The 23,926-nt window shown below is 68.5% G+C and carries 16 protein-coding genes and 5 pseudogenes; 10 read left to right on the forward strand and 11 right to left on the reverse strand.

Annotation, left to right across the window (positions count from 1 at the left end; all coding sequences use genetic code 11):
• The first annotated feature begins 158 nt into the window (after positions 1-158).
• Positions 159-884, forward strand: a complete 726-nt coding sequence (locus ABZ441_RS25845) for a glycoside hydrolase family 11 protein (protein WP_358978377.1) — start codon at positions 159-161, stop codon at positions 882-884.
• A 422-nt stretch (positions 885-1,306) separates the two neighbouring features.
• Here the strand turns inward: ABZ441_RS25845 and ABZ441_RS25850 are convergent, their stop codons facing one another.
• Positions 1,307-2,335: a LacI family DNA-binding transcriptional regulator gene (locus ABZ441_RS25850; RefSeq protein WP_358978379.1), complete on the reverse strand. Its 1,029-nt coding sequence runs from the start codon at positions 2,333-2,335 to the stop codon at positions 1,307-1,309.
• 499 nt (positions 2,336-2,834) lie between these two features.
• Between ABZ441_RS25850 and ABZ441_RS25855 the strand changes: the two genes are divergently transcribed.
• From ABZ441_RS25855 to ABZ441_RS25870, 4 genes are all read left to right on the forward strand, one after another.
• Positions 2,835-4,142, forward strand: a complete 1,308-nt coding sequence (locus ABZ441_RS25855) for an extracellular solute-binding protein (RefSeq protein WP_358978381.1) — start codon at positions 2,835-2,837, stop codon at positions 4,140-4,142.
• Positions 4,139-5,041 carry a sugar ABC transporter permease gene (locus tag ABZ441_RS25860; protein ID WP_358978383.1) on the forward strand — a complete coding sequence of 301 codons (903 nt, stop codon included), beginning with the start codon at positions 4,139-4,141 and terminating at the stop codon, positions 5,039-5,041. Before ABZ441_RS25855 ends, ABZ441_RS25860 begins: the two co-directional genes overlap by 4 nt.
• Before the next feature lies 1 nt (position 5,042).
• On the forward strand, positions 5,043-5,927 hold the full coding sequence (locus tag ABZ441_RS25865; RefSeq protein WP_358978385.1) for a carbohydrate ABC transporter permease: 885 nt from the start codon (positions 5,043-5,045) through the stop codon (positions 5,925-5,927).
• A 156-nt stretch (positions 5,928-6,083) separates the two neighbouring features.
• Positions 6,084-8,453, forward strand: a complete 2,370-nt coding sequence (locus ABZ441_RS25870) for a glycoside hydrolase family 3 N-terminal domain-containing protein (protein ID WP_358978387.1) — start codon at positions 6,084-6,086, stop codon at positions 8,451-8,453.
• 178 nt (positions 8,454-8,631) lie between these two features.
• Here ABZ441_RS25870 and ABZ441_RS25875 read toward each other — a convergent pair whose 3' ends face one another.
• Both ABZ441_RS25875 and ABZ441_RS25880 read right to left on the reverse strand, forming a co-directional pair.
• Positions 8,632-9,825: a fumarylacetoacetate hydrolase family protein gene (locus ABZ441_RS25875; RefSeq protein ID WP_358978389.1), complete on the reverse strand. Its 1,194-nt coding sequence runs from the start codon at positions 9,823-9,825 to the stop codon at positions 8,632-8,634.
• 48 nt (positions 9,826-9,873) lie between these two features.
• Positions 9,874-11,607: an IlvD/Edd family dehydratase gene (locus ABZ441_RS25880; RefSeq protein WP_358978391.1), complete on the reverse strand. Its 1,734-nt coding sequence runs from the start codon at positions 11,605-11,607 to the stop codon at positions 9,874-9,876.
• A gap of 104 nt (positions 11,608-11,711) precedes the next feature.
• Here ABZ441_RS25880 and ABZ441_RS25885 point away from each other — a divergent pair, with 104 nt between their 5' ends.
• Positions 11,712-12,488 (forward strand): FadR/GntR family transcriptional regulator, encoded by a 777-nt coding sequence (locus ABZ441_RS25885; RefSeq protein WP_358978393.1) that lies wholly within the window; start codon positions 11,712-11,714, stop codon positions 12,486-12,488.
• A 170-nt stretch (positions 12,489-12,658) separates the two neighbouring features.
• Here the strand turns inward: ABZ441_RS25885 and ABZ441_RS25890 are convergent, their stop codons facing one another.
• A complete protein-coding gene (locus ABZ441_RS25890; RefSeq protein ID WP_358978395.1) occupies positions 12,659-12,901 on the reverse strand; it encodes a hypothetical protein in 243 nt (80 codons plus the stop codon).
• A 100-nt stretch (positions 12,902-13,001) separates the two neighbouring features.
• Between ABZ441_RS25890 and ABZ441_RS25895 the strand changes: the two are divergent.
• A pseudogene (locus ABZ441_RS25895) lies at positions 13,002-13,468 on the forward strand (IS5 family transposase); the annotation flags it as partial.
• Between the two features lie 83 nt (positions 13,469-13,551).
• On the opposite strand, the gene ABZ441_RS25900 reads toward ABZ441_RS25895, so the two are convergent.
• Positions 13,552-14,025: a hypothetical protein gene (locus ABZ441_RS25900; RefSeq protein WP_358978397.1), complete on the reverse strand. Its 474-nt coding sequence runs from the start codon at positions 14,023-14,025 to the stop codon at positions 13,552-13,554.
• Positions 14,026-14,067: 42 nt separating this feature from the next.
• On the opposite strand from ABZ441_RS25900, the pseudogene ABZ441_RS25905 reads away from it, so the two are divergent.
• Positions 14,068-15,044 (forward strand): annotated as a pseudogene (locus ABZ441_RS25905) (IS630 family transposase); the annotation flags it as partial.
• A pseudogene (locus ABZ441_RS25910) lies at positions 15,045-15,377 on the forward strand (cupin domain-containing protein); the annotation flags it as partial. It abuts the pseudogene before it with no gap.
• Positions 15,378-15,424: 47 nt separating this feature from the next.
• On the opposite strand, the pseudogene ABZ441_RS25915 reads toward ABZ441_RS25910, so the two are convergent.
• A pseudogene (locus ABZ441_RS25915) lies at positions 15,425-15,577 on the reverse strand (transposase); the annotation flags it as partial.
• Positions 15,578-15,721: 144 nt separating this feature from the next.
• Between ABZ441_RS25915 and ABZ441_RS25920 the strand changes: the two are divergent.
• A pseudogene (locus ABZ441_RS25920) lies at positions 15,722-16,060 on the forward strand (DUF664 domain-containing protein); the annotation flags it as partial.
• Between the two features lie 369 nt (positions 16,061-16,429).
• Here the strand turns inward: ABZ441_RS25920 and ABZ441_RS25925 are convergent.
• From ABZ441_RS25925 to ABZ441_RS25945, 5 genes are all read right to left on the reverse strand, one after another.
• On the reverse strand, positions 16,430-18,271 hold the full coding sequence (locus ABZ441_RS25925; RefSeq protein ID WP_358978399.1) for a DUF6461 domain-containing protein: 1,842 nt from the start codon (positions 18,269-18,271) through the stop codon (positions 16,430-16,432).
• A 635-nt stretch (positions 18,272-18,906) separates the two neighbouring features.
• Positions 18,907-20,037, reverse strand: a complete 1,131-nt coding sequence (locus ABZ441_RS25930; RefSeq protein ID WP_358978401.1) for an XdhC/CoxI family protein — start codon at positions 20,035-20,037, stop codon at positions 18,907-18,909.
• A complete protein-coding gene (locus ABZ441_RS25935; protein WP_358978403.1) occupies positions 20,030-22,186 on the reverse strand; it encodes a xanthine dehydrogenase family protein molybdopterin-binding subunit in 2,157 nt (718 codons plus the stop codon). The genes ABZ441_RS25930 and ABZ441_RS25935 overlap by 8 nt, the downstream gene beginning before the upstream one ends.
• On the reverse strand, positions 22,183-23,175 hold the full coding sequence (locus ABZ441_RS25940; RefSeq protein ID WP_358978405.1) for a xanthine dehydrogenase family protein subunit M: 993 nt from the start codon (positions 23,173-23,175) through the stop codon (positions 22,183-22,185). The genes ABZ441_RS25935 and ABZ441_RS25940 overlap by 4 nt, the downstream gene beginning before the upstream one ends.
• Positions 23,172-23,750, reverse strand: coding sequence for a 2Fe-2S iron-sulfur cluster-binding protein (locus ABZ441_RS25945; protein WP_358978407.1), 579 nt, complete (start codon positions 23,748-23,750; stop codon positions 23,172-23,174). The genes ABZ441_RS25940 and ABZ441_RS25945 overlap by 4 nt, the downstream gene beginning before the upstream one ends.
• Between the last annotated feature and the right edge of the window lie 176 nt (positions 23,751-23,926).

Raw genomic sequence — 23,926 nt, forward strand, 5'->3', positions numbered from 1 at the left:
CATCGGACGACATGAGCCGTCGATCGGCTCGCGCCGTGTGGCCGGTACGGCGGTCGTCGGTCGTTGCGGTGTGACGACCGGGTGGCCCCGCCGTGGTTCGTGCAAGGTCGCGGGCAGCAGAAGCCGCCCGCCCCCACCAGCCTTCATCGGGAGAACCTATGCAGCAGGACGGAACGCAGCAGGACCAGATCAGGCAGAACCCCGCTCCCTTCGGCGGTATGAGCCGACGAAACTTCATCGGCGGCGTCGGCACGGCCGCGCTCGCTACGGCGTCCGGGCTGCTGCTGCCCGGCACCGCCCACGCCGCCACCACCATCACCACGAGCCGCACCGGCACCGACGGCATGTACTACTCGTTCTGGACCGACGGCGGAGGCTCCGTCTCCATGACGCTGAACGGTGGCGGCAGCTACGGCACCCGGTGGACCAACTGCGGCAACTTCGTCGCAGGCAAGGGCTGGAACACCGGTGGGCGCAGGTCCGTCCGCTACAACGGCTACTTCAACCCGTCGGGTAATGGATACGGCTGCCTCTACGGCTGGACGTCGAACCCGCTGGTCGAGTACTACATCGTCGACAACTGGGGCAGCTTCCGGCCCACCGGCGAGTACAGGGGCACCGTCTCCAGTGACGGTGGCACGTACGACATCTACAAGACGACGCGGTACAACGCCCCGTCCGTCGAGGGCACCCGCACCTTCGACCAGTACTGGAGCGTCCGGCAGTCGAAGGTGACCAGTGGCTCCGGCACCATCACCACCGGCAATCACTTCGACGCCTGGGCGCGCGCGGGTATGAACATGGGCCAGTTCAAGTACTACATGATCATGGCCACCGAGGGTTACCAGAGCAGCGGGAGCTCGAACATCACGGTCAGCGGCTGACCTCCGTCCGGCGAACGACCGGTTGCGGGGCCCGTCCTCGTGGCGGATCCCGCAACCGAGGCGATCTCGCCATCGCGGCACGGGTCGACCGGTTCGACGACCCCGGTGCGAAGCGGTGCGCCCTCCTCCAGGCAGACGGGATGAACACGTACCTGTTCTTCGCCGGTGACAACGCGCAGCCCCGACTCCGGCGGCGACTACGGCCTCCTGCCCTGCCGTCCGGGTCTGCGGACGTTGCAGCGGTGATGGCATGGCACGAGTCCGGCCCCAGACCGGGGTTGGCGTGGTGGGCTCGGCGGAAGGCCGAGCCCACCCGCGTCAAGCAACGACGTCAGCGCTCGCACGGCGACGGAGTGCGGAGGCGGTCGACGCCCCCAGGCCCGACCGGTTCGCCGACGCTGTCCGATGCTCCCTCGCCGCGACTACCCAGGTACCGAAGTCCCTTTGCCGGGCGGCGCCGTCGAGGCGCGCACCACGAGCTCGGTGGCGAGCTCGATGTGGTGGGACTCGATCTTTTCGCCGTTGGCCAGGCGCAGGGCGGTGCGCAGCGCGGTACCGCCCATCTCCCTCAGCGGTTGGCGCACGGTGGTCAGTGGCGGTGTGGTCATCCGGGCAAGGCTCGTGTCGTCGAAGCCGACCACGCTCAGATCTTCGGGGATGCGCAGGCCGCGGGCGCGGGCGGTCTCGATGACACCGGCGGCGATCTCGTCGTTGCCGGCGAAGACCGCCGTCGGTGGTTCCTGAAGGCTCAGCAGAGCTGTAGCACCGAGCAACCCCGTCTCGTACGTGAAGTCTCCGGACCGGACGTAGCCGTCGGGCACCCGCACACCTTCCGCCTCCATGGCTGCGCGATAGCCGTGCGTACGGGCCTGATTGCATACGGCTACGACTGGTCCGCCGAGATAGGCGATGCGGTGGTGGCCCAACGCGAGCAGGTGCTGGGTCGCTGTCAGGCCACCGGTGAAGTTGGTCGCCCCGATGCTGTTGACCCGGCTGTCCGGCAGGTGCAGTGGGTCCAGCACGACCAGGGGCAGTCCGGACCGGGCCAGTTCGTCCAGGTGCGCTGCGGTGTACACGCTGGTGACCGCGATGACGGCGCGGCGCCCGGCTGAGACCAGGTCCCGGGCCCAGTGCGGGGCACGGGACGCCTTGCTGACAACCACCGAGGCCCCCAACTCGGCCGCGGAGTCGATGATGCCTTCCAGCGTCTCGGCCACGTACGACTTGAGGCCCCCCTTGAACTGCACCTCTATCGTCGGGATCTCGGTGGCCTTGGTGTGGCGGAACACGGGCGCGAGGTAGTGGTGCTGGTGCAGCAGTTCCTGCACCCGGGTGCGGGTGTGCGGCGCCACGTCACCGCGACCGTTGACCACTTTGGACACGGTCGCGACGGAGACCCCAGCCGCTTGGGCGATGTCCGCCAAAGTGGTACGCCTGGCCTTCGGTCGCATCGGTTCCTCTCAGTTGTACGTCCACCGGTGCGGTGAGCCGCCGGTGGCACCGGCAACACGTGTGGAACCGGTCAACCGTACGGCAACCCGGCGCCGAGCTCCTCCGGGCAGGTGCCGCCGGGCCTCCGGCCTCGAAGTCGTCCGACGGTGTGTGCGCTGGGTGGGCGAGGGCATCGAACCCGTCCAGCGTGTCCCGCGCCGGGGCCCCCGACGGTGGGGGCCTGCACCGACAGTGCGAGAACCGCGATCATCGCGTCACCTCTCTGTTCCTGACGGTTTCCTTCGAAACAGTTTCGGTCCCCTTCGAGGGTGATCGAGAGTTGTTCGCACCCGATGCCACGCCGCTTGAGCGGGCCCGCCGGTACGCAGCTGCGCATGTCTTGACAGGGCGTCAGGCCGAAACCTAATTTGCATGAACAGAGCTCGGAGAAGGCTAGTTTCGAAAACCTTTCACCATGACTCACGAGAAGCCGGTGGCTCTCGAGTGCGGAGAAAAGACATGGCGCTCTCCCGACGTACCCTCCTCGGCCTGGCAGCTGGCGTGCCGGTCTCCGCGGCGCTGGCGGCCTGCGGCTCGTCCGGTCCCGGCGGTGGCGGTGGGGCCACGTACTGGTACCTGAACGGCCAGCCACAGGAAGGTGCCAGAGCCGGCGCGGTGGACGCCTTCAACAAGGACCACCCCAAGGGGCAGATCAAGGACACCACCTTCCAGAACGACGCGTACAAGACGAAGATCAAGACCGCCATCGGTGCCGGGCAGGCACCCACCATCATCTGGGGATGGGGTGGCGGGACGCTGCGCACCTACGTGGAAGCGGGCCAGGTCGAGGACCTCACCTCGTGGTTCGGCGAGCACTCCGAGGTCAGGAAAGGGCTTTTCCCGACCTCGTTCGGAGCGGCGACCGTCGACGGCAGGATCTACGCGATGCCGTGCGAGGTCGTGCAGCCGATCATCCTCTACTACAACAAGAGGGTCTTCGACCAGGTCGGCGTGAAGCCCCCTCAGTCCTGGGACGATGTCATGGCGTTGGTGCCCAGGTTCAACGCGAAGGGCATAGCACCGTTCTCACTCGGCGGTCAGTCCCGGTGGACGAACATGATGTGGCTGGAGTTTCTGTTCGACCGCATCGGTGGTCCCGAGGTGTTCCAGGCCATCATGGAAGGCGAGAAGAACGCCTGGTCCCACCCGGACGCCATCGCCGCGCTGACAAAAGTGCAGGAGCTGGTCAAGGCCGACGGATTCGTCAGGGGCTTCTCCTCGATCACCGCGGACTCCAACGCCGACCAGGCACTGCTGTACCGCGGCAAGGCCGCGATGATGCTGCACGGCGCCTGGTCATACGGCATCCAGCAGGCCGACGGCGGGGACTTCGTCTCCGGCGGCGCGTTGGGCTACATGAACTTCCCGCCCGTGGACGGCGGCAAGGGTGATCCGGGCAACACCGTCGGCAACCCGGCGCAGTACCTGTCCATCTCCTCGAAAGCCGGCGCCGAGGAGAAGAAGATCGCCAAGGAATTCTTCGCCTCAGGCGTCCTCCAGGATGACGAGACGAAGAGGTGGATCGACAACGGGTCGGTCCCGATCCGGCTCGGTACGGAGAAGCTGCTGGCCGCTTCCAAGAACGCCGATTTCCTGCAGTTCACCTACGACCTCGCCAGCAAGGCAAAGTTGTTCGGCCAGTCCTGGGACCAGGCGCTCAGTCCGGCGGCCGCCGAGACCCTGCTGGGCAACATCGCCAAGCTGTTCCAACTGAACATCTCTCCGCAGCAGTTCGCCCGCGCTCTCAACGCCGCCACCGCCAAATGACCTCCCTCACCAGCCATCCGCCGCGCCGTGAATCGCGCAGCTTCCTGCCGTGGCTGGCGATGCCGGCGCTGGTGGTCTTCGTCGGCTTCGCGGTGATTCCACTCGTCGGTGTCTTCGTACTGAGCTTCACCACGTGGGACGGGATCGGCGCCATCCACCCGTCGGGGTTCACCAGCTGGCGTGCGGTGCTCACCGACCCGGGGTTGCCGCACGCCCTCGGGGTGACGTTTCTGGTGATGGCCGTGTCCTGGGCCGTCCAGACGCCGCTCAGTATCCTGCTCGGCACGTTCTTGGCGGGCCGCCAGCACTACCGCGCGGTGCTGGGCGTCGTGTACTTCGTCCCCCTGATGCTCAGCTCCGCGGCGATCGCGATCGCGTACAAGGCCCTGCTGGACCCCAACTTCGGGCTCGGTGCCGGGCTGAAGATCCCGTTGCTCAGCCAGGACTGGCTGGGGCGGCCCGGGCTGGCGTTCGGGGTCGTCGTCTTCATCGTCTCCTGGCAGTTCATCCCGTTCCACTCCCTGATCTATCAGGGCGGTGTCCAGCAGATACCGAAGTCCCTCTACGAGGCGGCACAAATGGACGGGGCCGGCCGGATCCGGCAGTTCTTCAGCATCACCCTGCCCCAGCTGAGATACACCATCATCACCTCGTCCACGCTGATGGTGGTCGGGTCACTGACCTTCTTCGACCTCATCTTCGTCCTGACCGAGGGCGGCCCCGGCGACGCCACCCGGGTCCTGGCGCTGGACATGTACAAGCGGGGATTCCAGGCCAGCCTGATGGGACCGGCCAGCGCCGTCGCAGTCATTCTGGTCCTGGTGGGCCTGGCCCTCGCCCTGCTGCTGCGCCGGCTCGGTGGCCGGGACGCCGGTGCGAGCCAACTCGAGGGAGCCTGACGTGACCACCACGCCGACCGGGGCGCGACAACCGCAGAAGACCGCCCCTCGCACGGGACGAGGCCACTCCCGCCGGCGCAACTGGGCCGGCGGAGTGGCCGGATATATCTGGCTCGTCATCGTCGCCGTGCCCCTGTACTGGACGCTCATCACCAGCCTCAAGGCCCAGAGCCGCTACTATGCGAGCAACCCGCTGGTACCTTCGGCCGACCCGACACTCGACAACTACCGGCTGGTCATCGAGTCCGACTTCCTCCGCTACTTCGTCAACAGCGTCGTCGTCACCGCCGGCGCCGTCGCGCCGGCAGTCGTGTTCTCCTTCATGGCCGCTTACGCGATCGTCCGCGGCTGGCACATGCGGAGCCTTCGCGCGATCAACAGGCTGTTCCTCATGGGCCTTGCCATCCCGTTGCAGGCGACGGTGATCCCGGTCTACCTGATCATCATCAAACTGCATCTGTACGACAGTCTGCTGGCGCTGATCGTTCCGTCGATCGCTTTCGCCGTCCCGCTGTCCGTTCTGGTGCTCGCCAACTTCATCCGCGACGTGCCCAAGGAGCTGTTCGATTCGATGCGGGTCGACGGCGCCACCGAATGGACGACGCTGTGGCGACTCGCGGCGCCGCTCACCCGACCGGCCATCCTCACCGTGACCATCTTCAACGCGCTGACCATCTGGAACGGATTCCTGCTGCCCCTGATCCTCACCCAGAGCCCCGGCCACCGGACCCTGCCGCTCGCACTGTGGACCTTCCAGGGCCAGTACGGGGTGAACGTCCCCGCCGTTCTCGCCGCCGTCGTCCTCACCACACTGCCCCTTCTGGTGCTGTACGCGTTCGGCCGCCGTCAGCTGCTGAGCGGTCTGACCGCTGGATTCAGCCGCTGACTCCGTGTCCGGTGGCAGACCTGCTGCCCGAGTCGTCCGAAGCCGGTGCCGGAGCCTGTGCGCAACCGCCCCGCCTCGAGCCCTAATCGTTCACCTGTTCGTCCGTCGCGCCCCGGCCAAGAGGTTGAGGGGCGTGGAAGGAAAAGGAACGCCGACGTGACTGTAGAGAACATTCCCGGATTCTCTCTCTGGAACGACCTCAGCCTTTCGGTCACCGCGAGGGTCGACGCCCTGATCGACGCGATGAGCATCGAGGAGAAGATCGCCCAACTGTACGGAGTGTGGGTGGGCGCCTCCGATCAGGGCGGTGAAGTGGCCCCTCACCAGCACGACATGGAGGATCCCGTCGACCTGGACGCACTCCTGCCCTCCGGACTGGGGCAGCTGACCCGTCCGTTCGGCACGGTCCCGGTCGACCCCGCTCTGGGCGCACTCTCGCTGGCCCGCACACAGATCCGTATCGCCGCCACGAACCGGTTCGGCATACCAGCTCTCGCGCATGACGAGTGTCTGGCCGGCTTCGCCGCCTGGGGGGCGACTGCCTACCCCGTTCCGCTTTCCTGGGGCGCCACCTTCGATCCCGATACGGTGCGGCGCATGGCCGCCGCCATCGGCCGCGACATGCGTTCCGTCGGCGTCCACCAGGGGCTCGCGCCCGTCCTGGATGTCGTGCGCGACGCCCGCTGGGGCCGGGTCGAGGAGACCATCGGCGAAGACCCCTACCTCGTCGGCACCATCGGGACGGCCTATGTGCAGGGCCTCGAGTCGGCCGGGATCGCCTCCACCCTCAAGCACTTCGTCGGTTACTCGGCCTCCCGTGCCGGCCGTAACCTCGCTCCCGCCTCCATGGGCCCGCGTGAGCGCGCCGACGTTCTGCTGCCTCCCTTCGAGATGGCTGTCCGTGAAGGCCGGGCCCGGTCGGTGATGAACGCCTACACCGACACGGACGGCATGCCCTCCGCGGCCGATGAGAATCTGCTCACCGGGTTGCTGCGCGACACATGGGGCTTCGACGGCACCGTCGTCGCCGACTACTTCGCCATCGCCTTCCTGAAGACCCTGCACGGCATCGCAGCCGACTGGGCAGATGCCGCAGGCACGGCGCTGCGTGCGGGTATCGACGTCGAACTACCCAATGTCAAGACCTACGGAGCGCCCCTGACCGAGGCCGTCGCGGACGGCCGCATTCCGGAAGCGCTGGTCGATCGCGCCCTGCGCCGGACACTCACCCAGAAGGCGGGACTCGGTCTGCTCGACCCGGACTGGAATCCGCTGCCGGCCGCGCTCCATGGGGCAGATCTGAACGAACCGGCCGCCGTGCGCGGCCGGATCGACCTGGACGGTCCGGAGAACCGCGCACTGGCCCGCACGGTCGCCGAGAAGGCAGTGGTGCTGCTGAGCAACGACGGCACCCTGCCGCTCGAAAGGCCGCGCCGCATCGCCCTGCTCGGTCCCAACGCCGACGAGCCCGTCGCCGTCCTGGGGTGCTACTCCTTCCCCCAGCACATCGGGGTCCGCCACCCCGGGACTCCACCCGGCATCGAACTGCCCACGCTGCGCGACTCTCTCTCCAGCGAGTTCCCCGACGCCGAGATCACGGTCGCCCTCGGGACCGGAATCGACGACGGTGACCTCTCCGGCATCCGCGAGGCCGCCCGGTTGGCACGCGAGTCCGACATCGCCCTGGTGGTTCTCGGCGACCGCGCCGGGCTCTTCGGACGGGGCACCAGCGGTGAGGGATGCGACGTCGCGACGCTGGTGCTGCCCGGCGCACAGCAGCAACTGCTCGACGCCCTGCTCGACCTGGAGACACCCGTGGTCACCGTACTGCTCGCGGGGCGACCGTACGCCCTCGGGCGCGCCGTGGAGGAGTCCGCCGCGATCGTGCAGTCCTTCTTCCCGGGTGAGGAGGGCGCCCGTGCGATCGCCGGGGTGCTCAGCGGCCGTACCAACCCCTCCGGCCGCCTGCCGGTCAGCGTGCCGCGTGTGCCGGGCTCCCAGCCGGCCACGTATCTAGGGGCGCGGCTGGCTCACGCCAGCGAGGTGTCAAGCAGCGACCCGACCCCCGCGTTCGCCTTCGGCCACGGTCTGTCCTATACGCGGTTCGACTGGACGGATCTGACCCTGGTCGTCGAGGAGGTTCCGACTGACGGCGAGTTCACCCTCACCTTCACCGTCCGCAACACAGGCGGGCGATCCGGAACCGAGATCGTCCAGGTCTATCTGCACGACCCGGTCGCCTCCGTCGTCCAGCCGGTGCAGCGCCTCGTCGGCTACACCCGGGTCGAGCTGCAACGGGGCGAGGCCCGGTGCCTGCGTGTCACTGTCCCGGCCGACGTCGCCTCCTTCACCGGACGCGACCATCGGCGCGTCGTCGAGCCGGGCGAGCTGGAAGTGAGGTTGGCCGCGTCCAGCGCGGATCCGCGACTGACGGCCAGGGTCACATTGACCGGAGCCGCACGCCACGTGGACCACACTCGACGCCTGCACGCCACGATCGAGCAGGAGCCGGTCGATCAGGCGTGAACCGGCGGCGCAGCGTACGTCGCAGGTGTGGCGCCGCTGCGCACACCGGGCCGCGGGGCCGGACATGTGCAGGCCCGAAGCCTGCACTCACGGGATACAGGTCAGTACTCCGTGAGTGCCGCCCCTCCGCCGTCAGACGTGCCACCCGGGGCTCGGCGGTGGCCGTTCGGGCTCCCGGTCACCCTCGCAGCACGCCGCGCTGCGCGAGGTTGCGCATCAGCGCTCGCACACCGAAGGTCCAGGGCGCGGCCTGCTCGCTGGGAACGACGGTGTTGACCAGAGTGCCGAGCCGCGGGCTGGAGATCCGCACGACATCGCCGTACTCGTGGGTGAAGCCCGCGCCCGGTGCCTGTCGGTCCTCGGTGGGGGCGAACAGCGTCCCGGTGAACAGGACGTGCCCGTCCGGGTATTGATGGTGCGGCCCGTGGGTGGCGGCCACCAGTTCCAGTACGTCGCGGCTGATCTCACGCATGGAACTGCTGCCGTGCAGTACGTAGCCGTCCGGGCCGTCGATCCGCAGGCCGATGTCGAGTCCGCGCACGGTGTCGAGGTTGAAGCCCTCGTCGAGCAGACGGATGAACGGGCCGATCGCGCACGAGGCGTTGTTGTCCTTCGCCCGGGACAGCAACAGGGCGCTGCGACCCTCGATGTCGCGGAGGTTGACGTCGTTACCGAGCGTCGCGCCGCGCACCCGGCCGCGCGAGTCCACGACGAGGACGACCTCGGGCTCAGGGTTGTTCCACACCGAGGCACCGAGGACGCCGATGTCGGCGCCGGTGCCGACCGAGGACAGTACCGGGGCCTTGGTGAACACTTCCGGGTCCGGCCCGATTCCGACCTCCAGGTACTGCGACCACAGTCCTTCGGCGACGAGCAGCTCCTTGACCCTGCCGGCTTCCGGCGACCCGGGGCGGATGCCGTCGAGGGCGCCGCCCACCGCCTGCCCGATGCGGGCCCGTACCCGCGCCGCCTGCGCCGGATCGCCGCCCGTCCGCTCCTCGATGACGCGTTCCAGCAGACTCCGGGCGAAGGTGACGCCCGCGGCCTTGATCACCTGCAGGTCGATGGGGGAGAGGAGACACGGGACCTCACGGCGGTCGGTCGGTGCCTGGATCAGTTCGTCCAGGCTCCAGACGTGTCCGCCGTCGGCCTCGCGGACGACCGCCGCCGCGTCGTCGAGTTCCATGAGGTCGGCGACCGTGGGTGCGATGGCCGTCAGGTCGACGACGTGCTTCCCGCGGACCGCGGCCACGCACGGTCCGCCCCGTTCCGGGCTGTGCACGCGCGCGACGAGGGCCGCTCGGTCGGCGTCCTCGGGCAGGACGGAGCCGGTTGTCAGCGTCGGACGGGGGCGCGTCGTTGCCGGTTCCACGATCGATGCTCTCCTGGGTTCGAGGAAGGTGGATCGCCCTGGGCGGGATCAGTGGGAGTCGCGGGGGACCTCGTGACCACGGCTTCCGCGCAGGAATCCGAAGTCGGCCCCTTGGTCCGCCTGTTCGACGTTCTGGGTGTAGAGCCAGGTATAGCCGCTGGTATATCGCTCAGCGGGTGCCCTCCATGTCTGCCGGCGGCGCGTGAGCTCGGCCTCGTCCACGTCCAGACTCAGGGTGCGGTTCGGGACGTCGAGGATCACGGGGTCCCCGTCGCGCACCAGGGCGAGAGGCCCGCCGACGGCGGCTTCGGGCGCTACGTGCAGGATCACCGTCCCGTACCCGGTGCCACTCATCCGGCCGTCGCAGACGCGCACCATGTCCTTGACGCCGGCTTTCAGCAGCTTGGCGGGCAGCGGGACGTTGGAGACCTCGGGCATGCCGGGATAGCCCTTGGGGCCGGCGTTGCGGATGACGATGACGGTGTTCTCGTCGACGTCGAGGTCCGGGTCGTCGGCCACCTCGTGATAGGCCTCGGGGGAGTCAAAGACGCGCGCAGGACCGCGGTGGGTGAGCAGGTGCGGTGACGCGGCGGACTGCTTGATCACGGCACCGTCGGGGCAGAGGTTGCCGCGCAGGACGGCGATACCGGTGCCCGCGGGCTGGAAGGGGGCATCGAGGCCGGTGATGACGTCGGCGATGATGCGTTCGGCATTCTCGGTGTTCTCGGCGATGGTGCGTCCGGTCACCGTGATTTGTTCGCCGTGCAGCAGCTTGCCACTGAGCAGCTCGGCCACGACGGCCGGCAGGCCGCCCGCGTAGCAGAAGTCCTCCATGAGGTAGGTGCCACTGGGCATCAGGTTGACCAGGGTCGGAACCGCGCGGACCAGGTCGTCGAAGTCCTGCAGGCTCAGTTCGACGCCGAGCCGTCCGGCGATGGCGGTGAGATGGATGATGGCGTTCGTGGAGCCGCCGATGGCCGCGTTGACCCGGATGGCGTTCTCGAACGCCGCCCGGGTCAGGATCTGCGACGGGCGCAGATCCTCGTCCACCATCCGTACGATGCGCTGTCCCGCCGCCTGCGCGGTTTCCATCCGCCGGGAGTCGACCGCGGGCCAAGCCGCCGAGCCCGGCAGCTGCATACCGAGCGCCTCGGCCATGCAGGCCATGGTCGAGGCGGTACCCATCGTCATGCAGTGCCCGTGGGAACGGGCCATGCACCCCTCCGCGAAGAAGCACTCCTCCTCGGTCATCCGGCCGGTCTTCAGATCCTCCTCGAACTTCCAGACGTGGGTGCCGGATCCTACGTCCTGGCCCCGGTACTTGCCGTTGAGCATCGGCCCGCCGGTGACCATGACGGCGGGCAGGTCGACACTGGCAGCGCCCATGAGCATGGCGGGCGTCGTCTTGTCGCAGCCGGACAGCAGCACGACACCATCGAGCGGATTGGCCCGGATCAGCTCCTCGACCTCCATGGCCATGAGGTTGCGGTACAGCATGGCGGTGGGGCGCATGAGGGTCTCGCCGGTGGCCATGGTGGGAAACTGAAGCGGTAGGCCGCCTGCTTGCCACACGCCGCGTTTGACGGCGTCGGCGACGTCTGTCAGATGGGCGTTGCACGGGGCGAGTTCGGAGGCGCTGGTCGCGACGCCGATGACGGGACGCCCGTCGAACACCTCGTGCCCGAGCCCCTGGTTGCGCATCCAGGAGCGGTACAGCATCCCACTGCGGCCCTGCGCGCCGAACCATGCCTGGCTGCGACTCGTCTTCCGACCGTCGGTCATGTAGGCACTCCCGTGGCTCTGGCGTCGTCGCTTCGCGATGGGGCGATTTCGGGTGAGGGCCCGTGGCCCTTACCCTGTGAAGCAATCATTAAATGATTCGATGAATGGTGTCCAGGGGGCGAGCAGAGATCGTGGTGCACTTCCTGACCATGCATCAGCGAGTGGTCGACGAACTCGGGCGGCGCATCGTGGGTGGCGCGTGGGAGCCGGGCGATTCGTTGCCGGTCGAGGAGGCGCTCGCCGCCGAGACCGGTGTCAGCCGAGGGGTGTTGCGCGAAGCGGTCAAGGCGCTGGTGGCCAAGGGGATGCTCCACGTACGTCCGCGCACCGGCACGCGCGTCCTGCCCCCGGAGCACTGGAACCACCTGGACCGTGACGTACTGCGCTGGAAACAGGCCGGAGACGCTGCGGCTCTGCTGCGCGACACGGGTGAACTGCGCCGGATCGTCGAGCCCGAGGCGGCCCGGCTCGCTGCTGAGCGGGCGGACCCCGACGATGTACGAGTCCTGTACGACTGTTTCGCGGCCATGGAGGCCGCAGCGGCGGAACCCGACCGCAGCGGCTACGTAGAGGCCGACATCACCTTTCATCGGGCCCTGCTCGATGCCAGCGGCAACCGTCTCCTCGGCTCACTGGGCCGCGCTGTCGACATCGCGCTGGAACACAGCTTCCTCGTCAGTACCCGGACCCCGGGCGCTGTGGAAGCCTCACTGCCGGGACACCGCGCCATCGTGCGTGCCGTCGAGGCCCGCGATCCCTCGGCCGCGGCGGCCGCTGTACTGGCCATCATCGAAGCCGCCGAGGAAGAGATCGCCCAGTCACCCGGAATGCCCGGCGATGCGACACGGAAAGCATCGCAACCCCCTGCTCGGCCCAGATGATGCCCTTCGATCCTCTGTCCCCGGTGCACTCGGGTGCTTGTCCCCGCTTCGGTACTTCGCGCTACCTGCTCGGGCCGGTATCTGTCCGCTGCCATACGCGCGCTCGCGCAGTACGCGTCTCACCCGGCCGGTCGCCTGACGACGCTCTGCGGGTGCTTTGACCCGTGAGTTCAGAAGAGGTCGAGCTCCGCAGACTCGACTGCACCCAGTAGCCGGCAGTCTCCGGTCTTTCCGTCAACGCGCAGGTAGCCCGTACCTACAGCTATGTCCCGGGGGTCTCCATCACGGAGATAGGCAGCTGACTGGCAGTCGAAATAGAAGTCGTCTCCCACGTGGGCGCATTCCCCATCGACGAGCGCGAAGGCCATACCTTTGTGGCTGACCTGCTGGTCCAGGAAGTTCTGGGCCAGCACGGCAGCGGTTCAGCATCAGTCTGTCCTCAGAAGAGAGAAGTTCCGCCATGGCGAGAGGCTGGCATGTCCTTTCTGACCGTAGGAACCCGACCATCATGCACTGGGGCGGTCTCGCGGTGAGCTGACAACAAAAGTTCACCTCGCCGCCGACATTCGCTGCCGACCACTCGCCTTCGTCCTCACGGCGGGCCAGGCAGGTGACGCACCCGCCTTTGATTCGCTCATGGCACGGATCCGGGTGCCCAGGCCGGTCGGCAGACCTCGAACAACGCCGGATGTGGTCCTGGCCGACAAGGCCTACTCATCGCGCGCGATCCGCGATCACCTGCGGCGTCGCGGGATCCGCCCGCAACCGGCCGACCAAGCCGCCAACCGCAAGCGCAGAGGCAGCTTCGGCGGCCGGCCCCAGCCTTCGACCGCGAGTCTTACAAGCAGCGAAACGCCGTCGAGCGGTGCATCAACAAGCTCAAGCAATGGCGTGGTCTGGCCACCCGATACGACAAGACCGCCACCGTCTACCTTGCCGGACCGCACGTTGCCGCCATCTTCATCTGGTCAGCAATGTGATCCACAAGAAACGGCCTAGCCGCTAGTGCCGTATCAGGCAACGTTCGCCCCTCCATGACGTCATGGGTAGGGCCTCTCGCCGATCAGGTGAGGTGCTCCTGCGCCCAGCGGGCAATGCCGCCGAGCTTGACTGCCGCTACGTCGCTGTCGCCGGTCCGGACGGGCTGATCGGCCTCGTAGTCGTAGCCTTCGAGGCCGCTCTCCTCCTCGATCATCCGCGCGATCTGATATGCCTCCGCCATGATCGGCAGTGCTTGCTGCCCCGGGTAGCGATAGGGGATCTCGATGTTGGCCGAATCCCCCGCGTAGTCCAGCTGCAGATGACCGGCCGGCCCGTCACGCCACAGGGTCAGGCTGTAGGGGTACTTCTCGGTGGTGACCGGCCCCACCTCCCGCGACATCCGCTGTATCAGCCTGTCCCAGGCGGCCCGCTGGTCACGGGTCAGGCTCATGGGCTTGAGGTCGGCATCCGGGTCGTAGGCGGAGTTGATCTCTTCCAGGGTCTCGTCGAAGGTACGGCCCGGGGGAACCCGCAGGAACATGATGTCGTAGGTCACCGTCCGCAGCCTACGGGCCCACGCCCCGCTATGTTCGAGGTCGTGGCGGGACAGGTGCGGGTGCGGCAGATCGATGACGACGAGGGCCGCAAACTGCTGCGGATCATCCGCCGGGGCACCGGTTCGGTGGTGACCTGGCGGCGGGCCCAGATGGTCTTGCTGTCCGCCCAAGGCATGCCGGTAGCGAAGATCGCCGAGGTCACCTTCACCAGCGCGGACCGGGTCCGGGATGTGATCCACAACTTCAACACCGACGGCTTCGACTCCCTGTATCCGAAGTACAAGGGCGGCCGGCCCAGGGACCTTCACCCTGCCCGAGCGACGCGAGATCAAGAAGATCGCGAAGTCCAAGCCGACCGAGCACGACCTGCCCTTTTCAACCTGGAGTCTGACCAAGCTGGCGGACTTCCTGGTCGCCGAGGAGGTGGTCGACGACATCAGCCACGAGGGGCCTGCGCATCCTGCTCCGCGAGGAAGGCGTCTCCTTTCAACGCCTGAAGACCTGGAAGACCTCCCGAGACCCGGACTAGGCGGCCAAGAGGGCGAGGGTCGAGCACCTCTACGCTATCGCCGACGGCGAGGTCATACCGGAGGACGGCGAGCCCGAAGTCGTCTTCTGCCTGGACGAGTTCGGACCACTCAACCTGATGCCCCACCCCGGGAAGCAGTGGGCCGAACGCGGCGGCAAGCACAAGGACCCGGACCGTGAGCCACGCCGTCGTCGACGGGCGACCTACAACCGCTACGGCGGAGTGCGTCACCTGTTCGCCGCCTACGACCTGGCCAGGGACAAGCTCTGCGGCCATATCAAGCCGATCAAGAGGCGAACGCAGTTTCTGGAATTCTGCCGCTACCTGCGCACGCTTTACTCGGCCCACGTCCGCATCGCGATCGTCTGCGACAACTTCTCCCCGCACCTGACCACGAAGAAGTGCCAGCGAGTCGGTGACTGGGCCGCCGCGAACAACGTTGAGATCGCCTACACCCCGACGAACTCCTCCTGGCTGAACCGCATCGAGCCGGGCACCCCTAGTCCGTTGCAGCATCGACACGCTCAGCATGACGAGGGCTTCTACGTGCTGGCGGGAACTTTCCGGTTCACCGTCGGCGAGGACCAATACGACGCCGGGCCGGGCACCTGGGTCATCGTGCCGACCGGGGCGCCGCACACGTTCGCCAACGTCGGCGACGAGAACGCGGTCATGCTGAACACCTTCACGCCGGACCTGTATGTGCAGTACTTCCGCGACTTCAAGGCCATGATCGATTCCGGGCAACCGGTCAACGCCGAGACCATGCAGCCGCTCTGGAAGAACTACGCCACCGAGATCTCGAACGCATACGCCTCGTGAAGCGCCTTCAATACGACCGCTACGGCGGCCCGGAGGTGATGCGGCTCCAGGGGCCTGACTGGACCGTCCGCGCACAACACCGCGTCCACGAGTGCGAACAATCCATCCGCATGCCTGGTCAGACAGGAGTAGAACTCACCCCGAAGGCGTGACGGTCTCGCAAACGGATCCTGCCGGACAGGATGATGCGACAGACTCATCCCCACTGCCTTCGTAGTGAGGGTTGTGTGTTCCTGGTCGGATCACATGATCAGCCGAAGACCGCCTGCATGCGACGCAGTTACCAGTCCGAGTCATCAAGTACGAGGACTCGTTCGGGCACCGAGGTTGGAGATCAAGTTAGGTCCCTGCTTGGGCTGGTGCGCCACGTGGCCGAGGATGAACGTCAATTCCGACGGATGGCTGGCGAGGACTCGCCCAGGATCTACCGCACCCCTGAAGACCGTGACGGCGACTGGAACGGAGCGGTGGCCGACTCGGCGGTCGTGGAAGATGCCTGGCGGCAGTGGTGAGTCGAGAGCGAGCTGACCGACCGTTTCATCGCCGGCTTCACTGACCTCGGCACGCGGACTGGGGAGGCGCCGCTACGCGAGATCCTGGTGGCACAGATCGCCGAGTACGCGAGGCACTGCGGTCACGCCGACCTCCTTCGCGAGCGGATCGATGGCCGAGTTGGCCAGTGACCACAGCCCGCCCTATGGGCCCCGGGAGAAGCCAAACAGTCTTGGCGGGTGGCCCGGGCCGGACTTCTGTATCGGCGAGACGGTAGGAACCGGGCCTGCTCTCCATGACTGTGCCGCGTGACAGGAAGCTGACCGCCCGCATCCTGCTCGCTGTAGGCGGTCAGCTTCTACGGTCGGGCGGATACTGGACACCGAGTTGCACGTACGGGTTCCCGTGCGCCGTGCGAAACCGGACAAAATCGAAGAGAAACCTTCGCCATGCGGTTGGCTGATGAGAGGAACTGGCCGGTGGCGAACGAGTCCTTGAGCGGGTGAGTGCGCAGGTCGCCGCCGGCTGCCCCTCGGTGGCGCCGGCGCCCGGGCGCGTGTTCAGGCAGCTGGAATGATCGTGAATCGGGCTGTGCCTGTCACGTCTGCCACCGTCGGACGGATATTTGCCGTTCTGCAGAGGAGTTCCAGAATGTCCTCGAACGCGGCTTCCAGCGGATCCTCCGTTCCCATCGCCGCCATGGCCGCCTCGAGCTCCGGTGGGACCGGGTCCTCGCTAATGTTGCCGTGCCGGTCGACAACCGTCTCGCCGTTGCGATGGACCACGAAGTCGGTGTCCCCGTTGACGCTGCTGTAAGCGGAGACTGCGAGGGTTCCTTTGGACAGCGCTGGACTGCCTATGCCCAGCAGGCCGTTGTCCTCGACGAGCAGGGTGTGCGAGCCGAGAGCGAACGCGGCCACGCGCACGTCCTCCATCCCGGTGTCCTCGATCTCGCTCTGGGACAGCAGGTCGCTCCAGTCACCGGTGCGAACGCTCACCGGGTCCGCGCCCAGCCGGGCCAGAGCCTCGTCGGGCGTCGTGTCGTGCACGACAGTCGCGCAGTAGCTGACCTGGTCCGTCAGTTCCGTCATCCACGCTCCGAAGTCCTCGGCCGGCTCCCCAGGGGCTGCGCCGGGCTCGACCACCTCACCGTTGCGCCAGACGACACTACCGTCGGCGCGGCACAGGACCACTTCGCCTTCCTGAACGCGGAGTTCTTCGGCCGGCCCGCCCAGCGCTGGGCGTTCGTCGTCGAGGACGCGCAGCATGCCGTCCTCGTCGAGGCGCAGTCCCGGCTCGGCTGTCTCGCCGAGGTGCGTGCTCCAGAGCCAGGTGTGATCCGCTGCGAACAGCACGAGATACCGTTCGTCCCAGTGACCGAACACGGTCCTCCCACCGGCGGAGGTGAGGGAGTGCGGTCCCAGTGTCTGCCCACGGCGCAGCACCGCCCCCCGCGGGGCGTCGGCGGCGGGTCCCTTACAGGCAGCGTGAGGGCCGGTCGACCACACCGACCCGCCGTCCGCGTCGAGGAGTTCTGCACGGCCGTCGTCCCGCACCACGAGCTGGCGGGCGCCCGAACCGGCTGTGGCGGAGCTCCATATCCGGGCGCCGTGAACGTTGCGGACCGACAGGTCACCGCTCTCGGAGAGCTCTGCCCATCCACCGCCGATCCCGTCCGTTGCGGTCCTCCACACAACGCGGTGCTCGGTATGGCAGTGCAATGTCAGATCGCCGTTGTCCTGGTGGGCCAGAGTGTGAGTCCCGTCGGGGGATGTCAGGGACTGGTTGCGCAGGCGCCCGCCTGCCTCCAGGACCGGTCCGCCGTACGCGTAGGGCGCTCCCATGGGAATCGGCCCGTGCGGGAGCTGGGTCCCCTCGTGCCACAGGACGGCGCCTTCGGAGTCGACCAAGCACAGCATCCAGGCCTTGGACGTCGATCCGCCCGGCCTGTGCAGGCGCCAGGTGAGCTGGGTACCCTCCTGTTCCAGCCAGTCGACCAACCGGCCGGTGAGCGCGTAGCTTCCGCCCCCGCCCTTCCAGCTCTGGTGGACCCGCAGCCATCCGTTCTGCTCGCGGGCCACGGTCCGGCGGACCTTCCCCTCACGGACGAGATACGCGTCCCCGGTGATGGCGGCCGCGGGTGCCGCGTCCCCGAGGGCCACGGCGTGGACGGGGCCGGTGCGTATATTGCCCACGCGGACGTGCGAGCGGTCCAGAAGTTCCAACTCACCCGCGTCCGTGAGGATCACGTATTGCGCACCGGGCGCTGAGAAGCCCGAGTGCCAGACCGGCCCCTGGCCGTCCTCGGTCTCCACCACCACCTCGTACCCGCCCCCCAGCAACAGCGTCCCCGCCGCGCCCGCTCGCCACACGACCTGGTCGCTCTCGGTGTCAGTGACCACGGCGACACCAACCGCATCGCAGCTCAGCAGGAACCGCCCAGAGGGGGACGTCAGCTGGCCGTCCGGGTAGAGACGTTCGAATTGCGGCAATTCATGCATAAAGGTGCTCTTCTCGTCGTGCCGTAGTCAGGCGGCGTCACTGGTGGCCATTCTGCTGGCCGACACTGACAACAGGAGAAGACAGCGGTGATCCACTGGTCGAGCCCGCGGCGGAGTACTGGCTGCGGGACCCGGTGAACCACCGCAGGTCGAGTTCCGCAGGGCTGGATCGGACGATAGACGACCCGCGGTGAAATGCTATTTCGTCGAAGGCGTGGGATTGACGTGTGTGCTTGTTGATGGGTTGTGTGGCCCTCAAGTCGTCATCCAGGGGTCCGTCTGATAGGCCGTGTGCCGTCCGAGCTGGACGCGGAGATGGAGGCTCGTGCGCTTGAGCGGGGCTGGGCATTGGGTACTGCCTCGGGGGAGACCTCGGCTGGCCTGGCCCTGCCCGACCGATCCGGCTCACCCGCACCGGCTCAGCTTCCGATAATCAGGGAGCCTTCGTTCTCCTCGGCCTCGGCCGCCGACCCAGGGGTGCTGGAGAAATCCTTCCGGTGCGGCCGATGCCGGCATCCCGGACGAGGCGGCGGTTGTCAGGCTGCTGTCTGTTTCAGGTCGTGGTGGATGGCGTGCGCGCTGCCGGTCAGGGGCAGGCCTGTCCCGCCGCGTCTCGCCGCGATGATCTCCGCTGCGATGGACAGGGCCGTCTCCTCGGGGGTGCGGGCTCCGAGGTCCAGCCCGATGGGTGATCGCAGCCGCGCCAGCTCGCGTTCGTTCAGCCCTGCTTCACGCAGCCGCCGCAGCCGGTCCTCGTGGGTCCCGCGCGAGCCCATCGCCCCGACGAACGCGACCGGTCTCCGTAGCGCTTCGGTGAGTAGCGGTACGTCGAACCGGGCTTCATGGGTGAGGACGCACAGCACCGTGCGTCCGTCGGTCCTGGTGCTCCGCAGGTAGCGGTGCGGCCAGTCGACGACGACCTCGTCCGCCTCGGGGAAGCGGGCCCGGGTGGTGAAGACGGGCCTGGCGTCGCACACCGTGACGTGGTGGCCCAGGAATTTGCCGACCCGTACCAGGGCCGCGGCGAAGTCGATGGCACCGAACACGATCATGCGGGGTGGTTCCACGCTGCACTCGACGAGCAGGGTGAGCCCGCCGGGACACTGCGAGCCGTTCTCGGAGAGGGTGACGGTGCCGGTCCGGCCGGTGTCCAGCAGGGCCCGTGCCTCGGCTGCCGCCGTGCGGTCAAGCTTCATGTGGCCGCCGAGCCCGCCCTCCTGACTGCCGTCGGGGCGGACCAGCAGGGCCCGCCCGAGCAGCTCTGCCGGGCCACGTACGACCCGGGCAAGCGCCGCCTGCCCGCCGGAGGCTGCGGCAGAGGTTGCGGCTCGCAGCACTTCACGCTGGGGTGAGCCCTCATGGACCGGTGTGACCATGATGTCGAGGACCCCGCCGCAGGTCAGACCGACCGCGAAGGCGTCCTCGTCGCTGTAGCCGAAGCGTTCGCGTACGGTTCGGCCGTCCTGGAGGGCCTGGGCGCACAGTTCGTAGACGGCGCTCTCCACGCAGCCGCCGGAGACCGAGCCGATGGCTGTGCCCCGGGTGTCGACGGCGAGGGCGGCTCCGGGGCCGCGTGGGGCGCTGCCGTCCACGGCGACGACGGTGGCGACCGCGAACTCCCGGCCATCGTCCATCCAGGTGTTCAGCGTGTCGGCGATGTCAAGCATCCGCCGCTCCGCTGTCCGAGGGCGGAAGTGCGGGTGCCGCGAGGACGCGGTCGGGGCGGATGGGCAGATTCCGGTGGCGTACGCCGGTGGCGTGCCAGACCGCGTTGGCGACGGCCGCGGCCGCGCCCACGATGCCGACCTCGCCCACTCCCTTGATCCCGATGGGGTCGTCCGGGTCGTGGTCGTCCACCCAGTCCGCCTCGATGTCGGGGACGTCGGCGTGTGTGGCCACGTGGTAGCCGGCGAGGTCGGGGGAGTAGTGGCGGCCGGTGTTCGGGTCGCGGACGGCCTCCTCGTGCAGGGCCATGGAGATGCCCCAGGTCATTCCGCCGACCAGTTGGTTGCGGGCGGTGAGCGGGTTCACGATCCGGCCGGCCGCGAAGATCCCCAGCATGCGGCGCACCCGGACCTCGCCGGAGGCGATGTCCACGGCGACCTCTGCGAACTGGGCTCCGAAGGAATGCCGTTCCTTCTGTGCGAGGGCACCAAGGGCCTCGGTCGTGTCGGAGCGCACGGTGATCCCCTCCGGCGGGATGTCCGGGGTCGCCGCGAGCCGTTCCCGCAGTTCGGTGGCGGCCGCGGTGACCGCCCAGGCCCAGGAGCGGGTGCCCATGGATCCACCGGCGATCATCGCGGGACCGAAGTCACTGTCACCGATCCGGACGTGGATCCCTTCCGGGGTGGTTTCCAGGGCGTCGGCGGCGATCAGGGTGAGCGCGGTGCGGGCGCCGGTGCCGATGTCCGCGGCGGCGATCCGTACGGTGTAGGAGCCGCTCGCCTCCGCCGTGACCAGGGCCGTGGACGGCATGGCCCCGGCGCCGAAAGAGGCTGCCGCCATTCCTGTGCCGAGCAGCCAGCGGCCGTCGCGGCGGATACCCGGGCGGGGGTCGCGGCCTGCCCAGCCGAACCTGCGGGCGCCCTCGCGGAGGCAGGCGGCCAGGTTGTTGCTGCTGAAGGGGAGACCGGAGACGGGCCCGGCCTTGGGCTCGTTGCGCAGGCGGAGTTCGACCGGGTCGATACCGGCGCGGTCGGCCAGTTCGTCGAGAGCCGACTCGATCGCGAACGACCCCGGTGCTTCTCCCGGCGCCCGCATCCAGGTGGGGGAGGGTACGTCCAGGCGTACCACGTGGTTGGCCGTGCGGTGGGCGTCGGCGTCGTAGAGGATCCGGGCGACGCCCGAGCTTGGCTCGACGAACTCGTAGACGGTCGAGGTCTGGTTGAGCGAGCGGTGTTCCAGGGCGCGGAGCCTGCCGTCGGGGTCCGCGCCGAGCCTGACCCGCTGGGCGGTGGGGCTGCGGTATCCGGCCAGTGAGAACGTCTGACGTCGCGTCAGGACGACGCGTACCGGTCGCTGGAGTGCGGTGGCGGCCATGACCGCGGACACCTGGTGGGCGCGCAGGCCCTTGCTGCCGAACCCGCCGCCGATGTGCTCGGAGCGCACCCGTACCGAGGACGCGTCGAGGGAGAACAGCATGGCCAGCTCGGACTGGACCCAGCCGGCGCCCTGGTTGGAGTCGACGACCTCCAGTCGTCCGTCCTCCCACCGGGCGGTGGCCGCGTGCGGCTCCATCATGCTGTGCTGTTCCTCGGGGGTCGTGTATTCCTCGTCCAGCACGACGCCGGAGGCGGCCAGCCGGCCCTGCAGATCGCCCTTCTCGGTCTCCGCGGGCATGTGGCAGGCTGCTGGGTAGGCATCGGGGTCGTCCGCGGTCAGCACGGTGGTGTGCGGCTCCTGGTCGTACGTCACCACCAGCGTCTCGGCGGCCTCCCTTGCCTCCTCGGGGGTCTCGGCCACGACCAGGGCGACCGGCCAGCCGGCGAACGGCACCCTGTCGTGCTGGAAGACGACGGCGGCCGGGTCCGGCGGTGTGCCGAGCATGCCGACGTAATCGGTGTGCAGGCGCGGTGTGTTGCCGTGGTGGAGCACGGTGAGGACGCCCGGCATGGCGAGTACCGGGCCGGTGTAGATGTCACGAATGCGCCCCCGGGCGATGGTGGAGAGGACCAGCCAGCCGTGGGCCAGGCCGGCGAAGGGGATCTCGCCGGCGTAACGCGCGGCGCCGGTGACCTTCTCGCGGCCCTCGACCCGGGTGCGGGCGGTGCCGACGGCCGTGCGCAGTGCCGGGGGGCCCGGAGCGGTGGTGGTCATCGGGCGTTGCCTTCCGCCAGTTCGGTCAGGACGGAGACCACGAGGTTGCGCATGAGGGTCACCTTGTATCCGTTGTCGGGCAGTGGTGCGGCGGCGGCGAGTTCGGCGTCCGCGGCGGCGGCGAAGGTCTCGCCGGTGGCCGGTGCACCGGTCAGGACGGCCTCGGCGGCACGGGCGCGCCAGGGCCGGGAGGCGACGGCTCCCAGGGCGAGCCGGGCCTCGCGTACCTGCCCGTCCTCCAGATCCAGCGCGGCGGCGACGGACCCGACGGCGAAGGCGTAGGAGGCGCGCTCGCGCACCTTGCGGTAGCGGGAGTGGGCGGCGAGCGGCGCCGGGGGCAGGATGATGTGGGTGAGCAGTGCGCCGGGCGGCAGGTTCGTCTCGCGGTGCGGGGTGTCGCCGACCGGGAGGTAGAAGTCGGTGAGCGGCACCTCGCCCGGCCCGTCGAGGGTCTCGTAACGGACTTGGGCGTCAAACGCTGTCAGGGCCACGCCCATGTCGGAGGGGTGCACGGCGACGCAGTGGCCGGAGGCACCGAGGACCGCGTGGTTGTGGTGTTCACCGGCTACGGCCGGGCAGCCGCTGCCGGGGACACGCTTGTTGCACGGTCCGCTGACATCGGTGAAGTAGCCGCAGCGGGTGCGCTGGAGCAGATTGCCGCCGACTGTGGCCATGTTGCGCAGCTGCCCGGAGGCTCCGGCCAGCACGGCCTGGGTCAGTGCCGGGTAGCGACGGCGGACGTCGGAGTGGGCCGCCAGGTCGCTGTTGGTGACGGTCGCCCCGATACGGAGGCCGCCGTCGGCCGTGGACTCGACGCGGTCCAGCGGCAGTTCGCGCACGTCGACGAGGAGGGCGGGGCGCTCGACGCCGCTCTTCATCAGATCGACCAGGTTGGTGCCACCGCCGAGGAACCGCGCGTCCGCTCCGGCCGCGAGCAGGGTGAGTGCACCGGTGACGTCCTGGGCGCGTCGGTAGTCGAACTCCTTCACGCGGCGTCCTCCTCGGCTGTTGCCGTACGGGCCTCTTCACTGGCCCGGGCGCCACGGGCGACGGCCTGGACGATGGAGACGTAGGCACCGCAGCGGCACAGGTTGCCGCTCATCCGTTCGCGGATCTCGTCGGCCGTCAGGGGTGGCGGCACCGACTCGGGGCGTACGTCTTCGGTGGCGGCGCTCGGCCAGCCGGCCGCGTGCTCCTCGATGACGGCGATGGCCGAGCAGATCTGGCCGGGCGTGCAGTAGCCGCACTGGTAGCCGTCCAGGTCGAGGAACGCCTGCTGGACGGGGTGCAGGTCGTCGCCGTCGGCGATGCCTTCGATGGTGATGATCTCGTGTCCCTCTGCCGCCACCGCGAGTTGGAGACAGGAGACGACGCGGCGCCGGTCGACCAGGACGGTGCAGGCCCCGCACTGCCCCTGGTCGCAGCCCTTCTTGGTGCCGGTGAGGCCGAGGCGCTCGCGCAGGGCGTCGAGCAGAGTGGTGCGGTGGTCGACGGACAGGTGGTACTTCTCGCCGTTGATGTCCAGAGTGACCGTACGGGCGGTCGACGAGGGTGCTAAGGCCATGATCAGCTTTCTTCGGTGTCCGGGGACGGGGGGATCGACACGGGGCAGCCTTTCGGACGCAAGGTCCGATGCGTACCGGCACCGGGCCGCGCTAAGGTAGCCCTAACCGGACTGCTGCCCGCTTGGACCGCCAACGTAACGGACAGCTGTCCGCTTAACAAGGGCGGAACTCCGCC

The sequence above is a fragment of the Streptomyces sp. NPDC005752 genome (assembly GCF_040630715.1).
Classification (GTDB): domain Bacteria; phylum Actinomycetota; class Actinomycetes; order Streptomycetales; family Streptomycetaceae; genus Streptomyces.

What these genes read in the sequence shown, in the direction of transcription:
- ABZ441_RS25930 (WP_358978401.1), bottom strand. Translation starts at nt 20,037, where the DNA reads ATGCTTGACATCGCCGACACGCTGAACACCTGGATGGACGATGGCCGG.
- ABZ441_RS25855 (WP_358978381.1), top strand. Translation starts at nt 2,835, where the DNA reads ATGGCGCTCTCCCGACGTACCCTCCTCGGCCTGGCAGCTGGCGTGCCG.
- ABZ441_RS25880 (WP_358978391.1), bottom strand. Translation starts at nt 11,607, where the DNA reads ATGACCGACGGTCGGAAGACGAGTCGCAGCCAGGCATGGTTCGGCGCG.
- ABZ441_RS25935 (WP_358978403.1), bottom strand. Translation starts at nt 22,186, where the DNA reads ATGACCACCACCGCTCCGGGCCCCCCGGCACTGCGCACGGCCGTCGGC.
- ABZ441_RS25850 (WP_358978379.1), bottom strand. Translation starts at nt 2,335, where the DNA reads ATGCGACCGAAGGCCAGGCGTACCACTTTGGCGGACATCGCCCAAGCG.
- ABZ441_RS25945 (WP_358978407.1), bottom strand. Translation starts at nt 23,750, where the DNA reads ATGGCCTTAGCACCCTCGTCGACCGCCCGTACGGTCACTCTGGACATC.
- ABZ441_RS25885 (WP_358978393.1), top strand. Translation starts at nt 11,712, where the DNA reads ATGGTGTCCAGGGGGCGAGCAGAGATCGTGGTGCACTTCCTGACCATG.
- ABZ441_RS25845 (WP_358978377.1), top strand. Translation starts at nt 159, where the DNA reads ATGCAGCAGGACGGAACGCAGCAGGACCAGATCAGGCAGAACCCCGCT.
- ABZ441_RS25860 (WP_358978383.1), top strand. Translation starts at nt 4,139, where the DNA reads ATGACCTCCCTCACCAGCCATCCGCCGCGCCGTGAATCGCGCAGCTTC.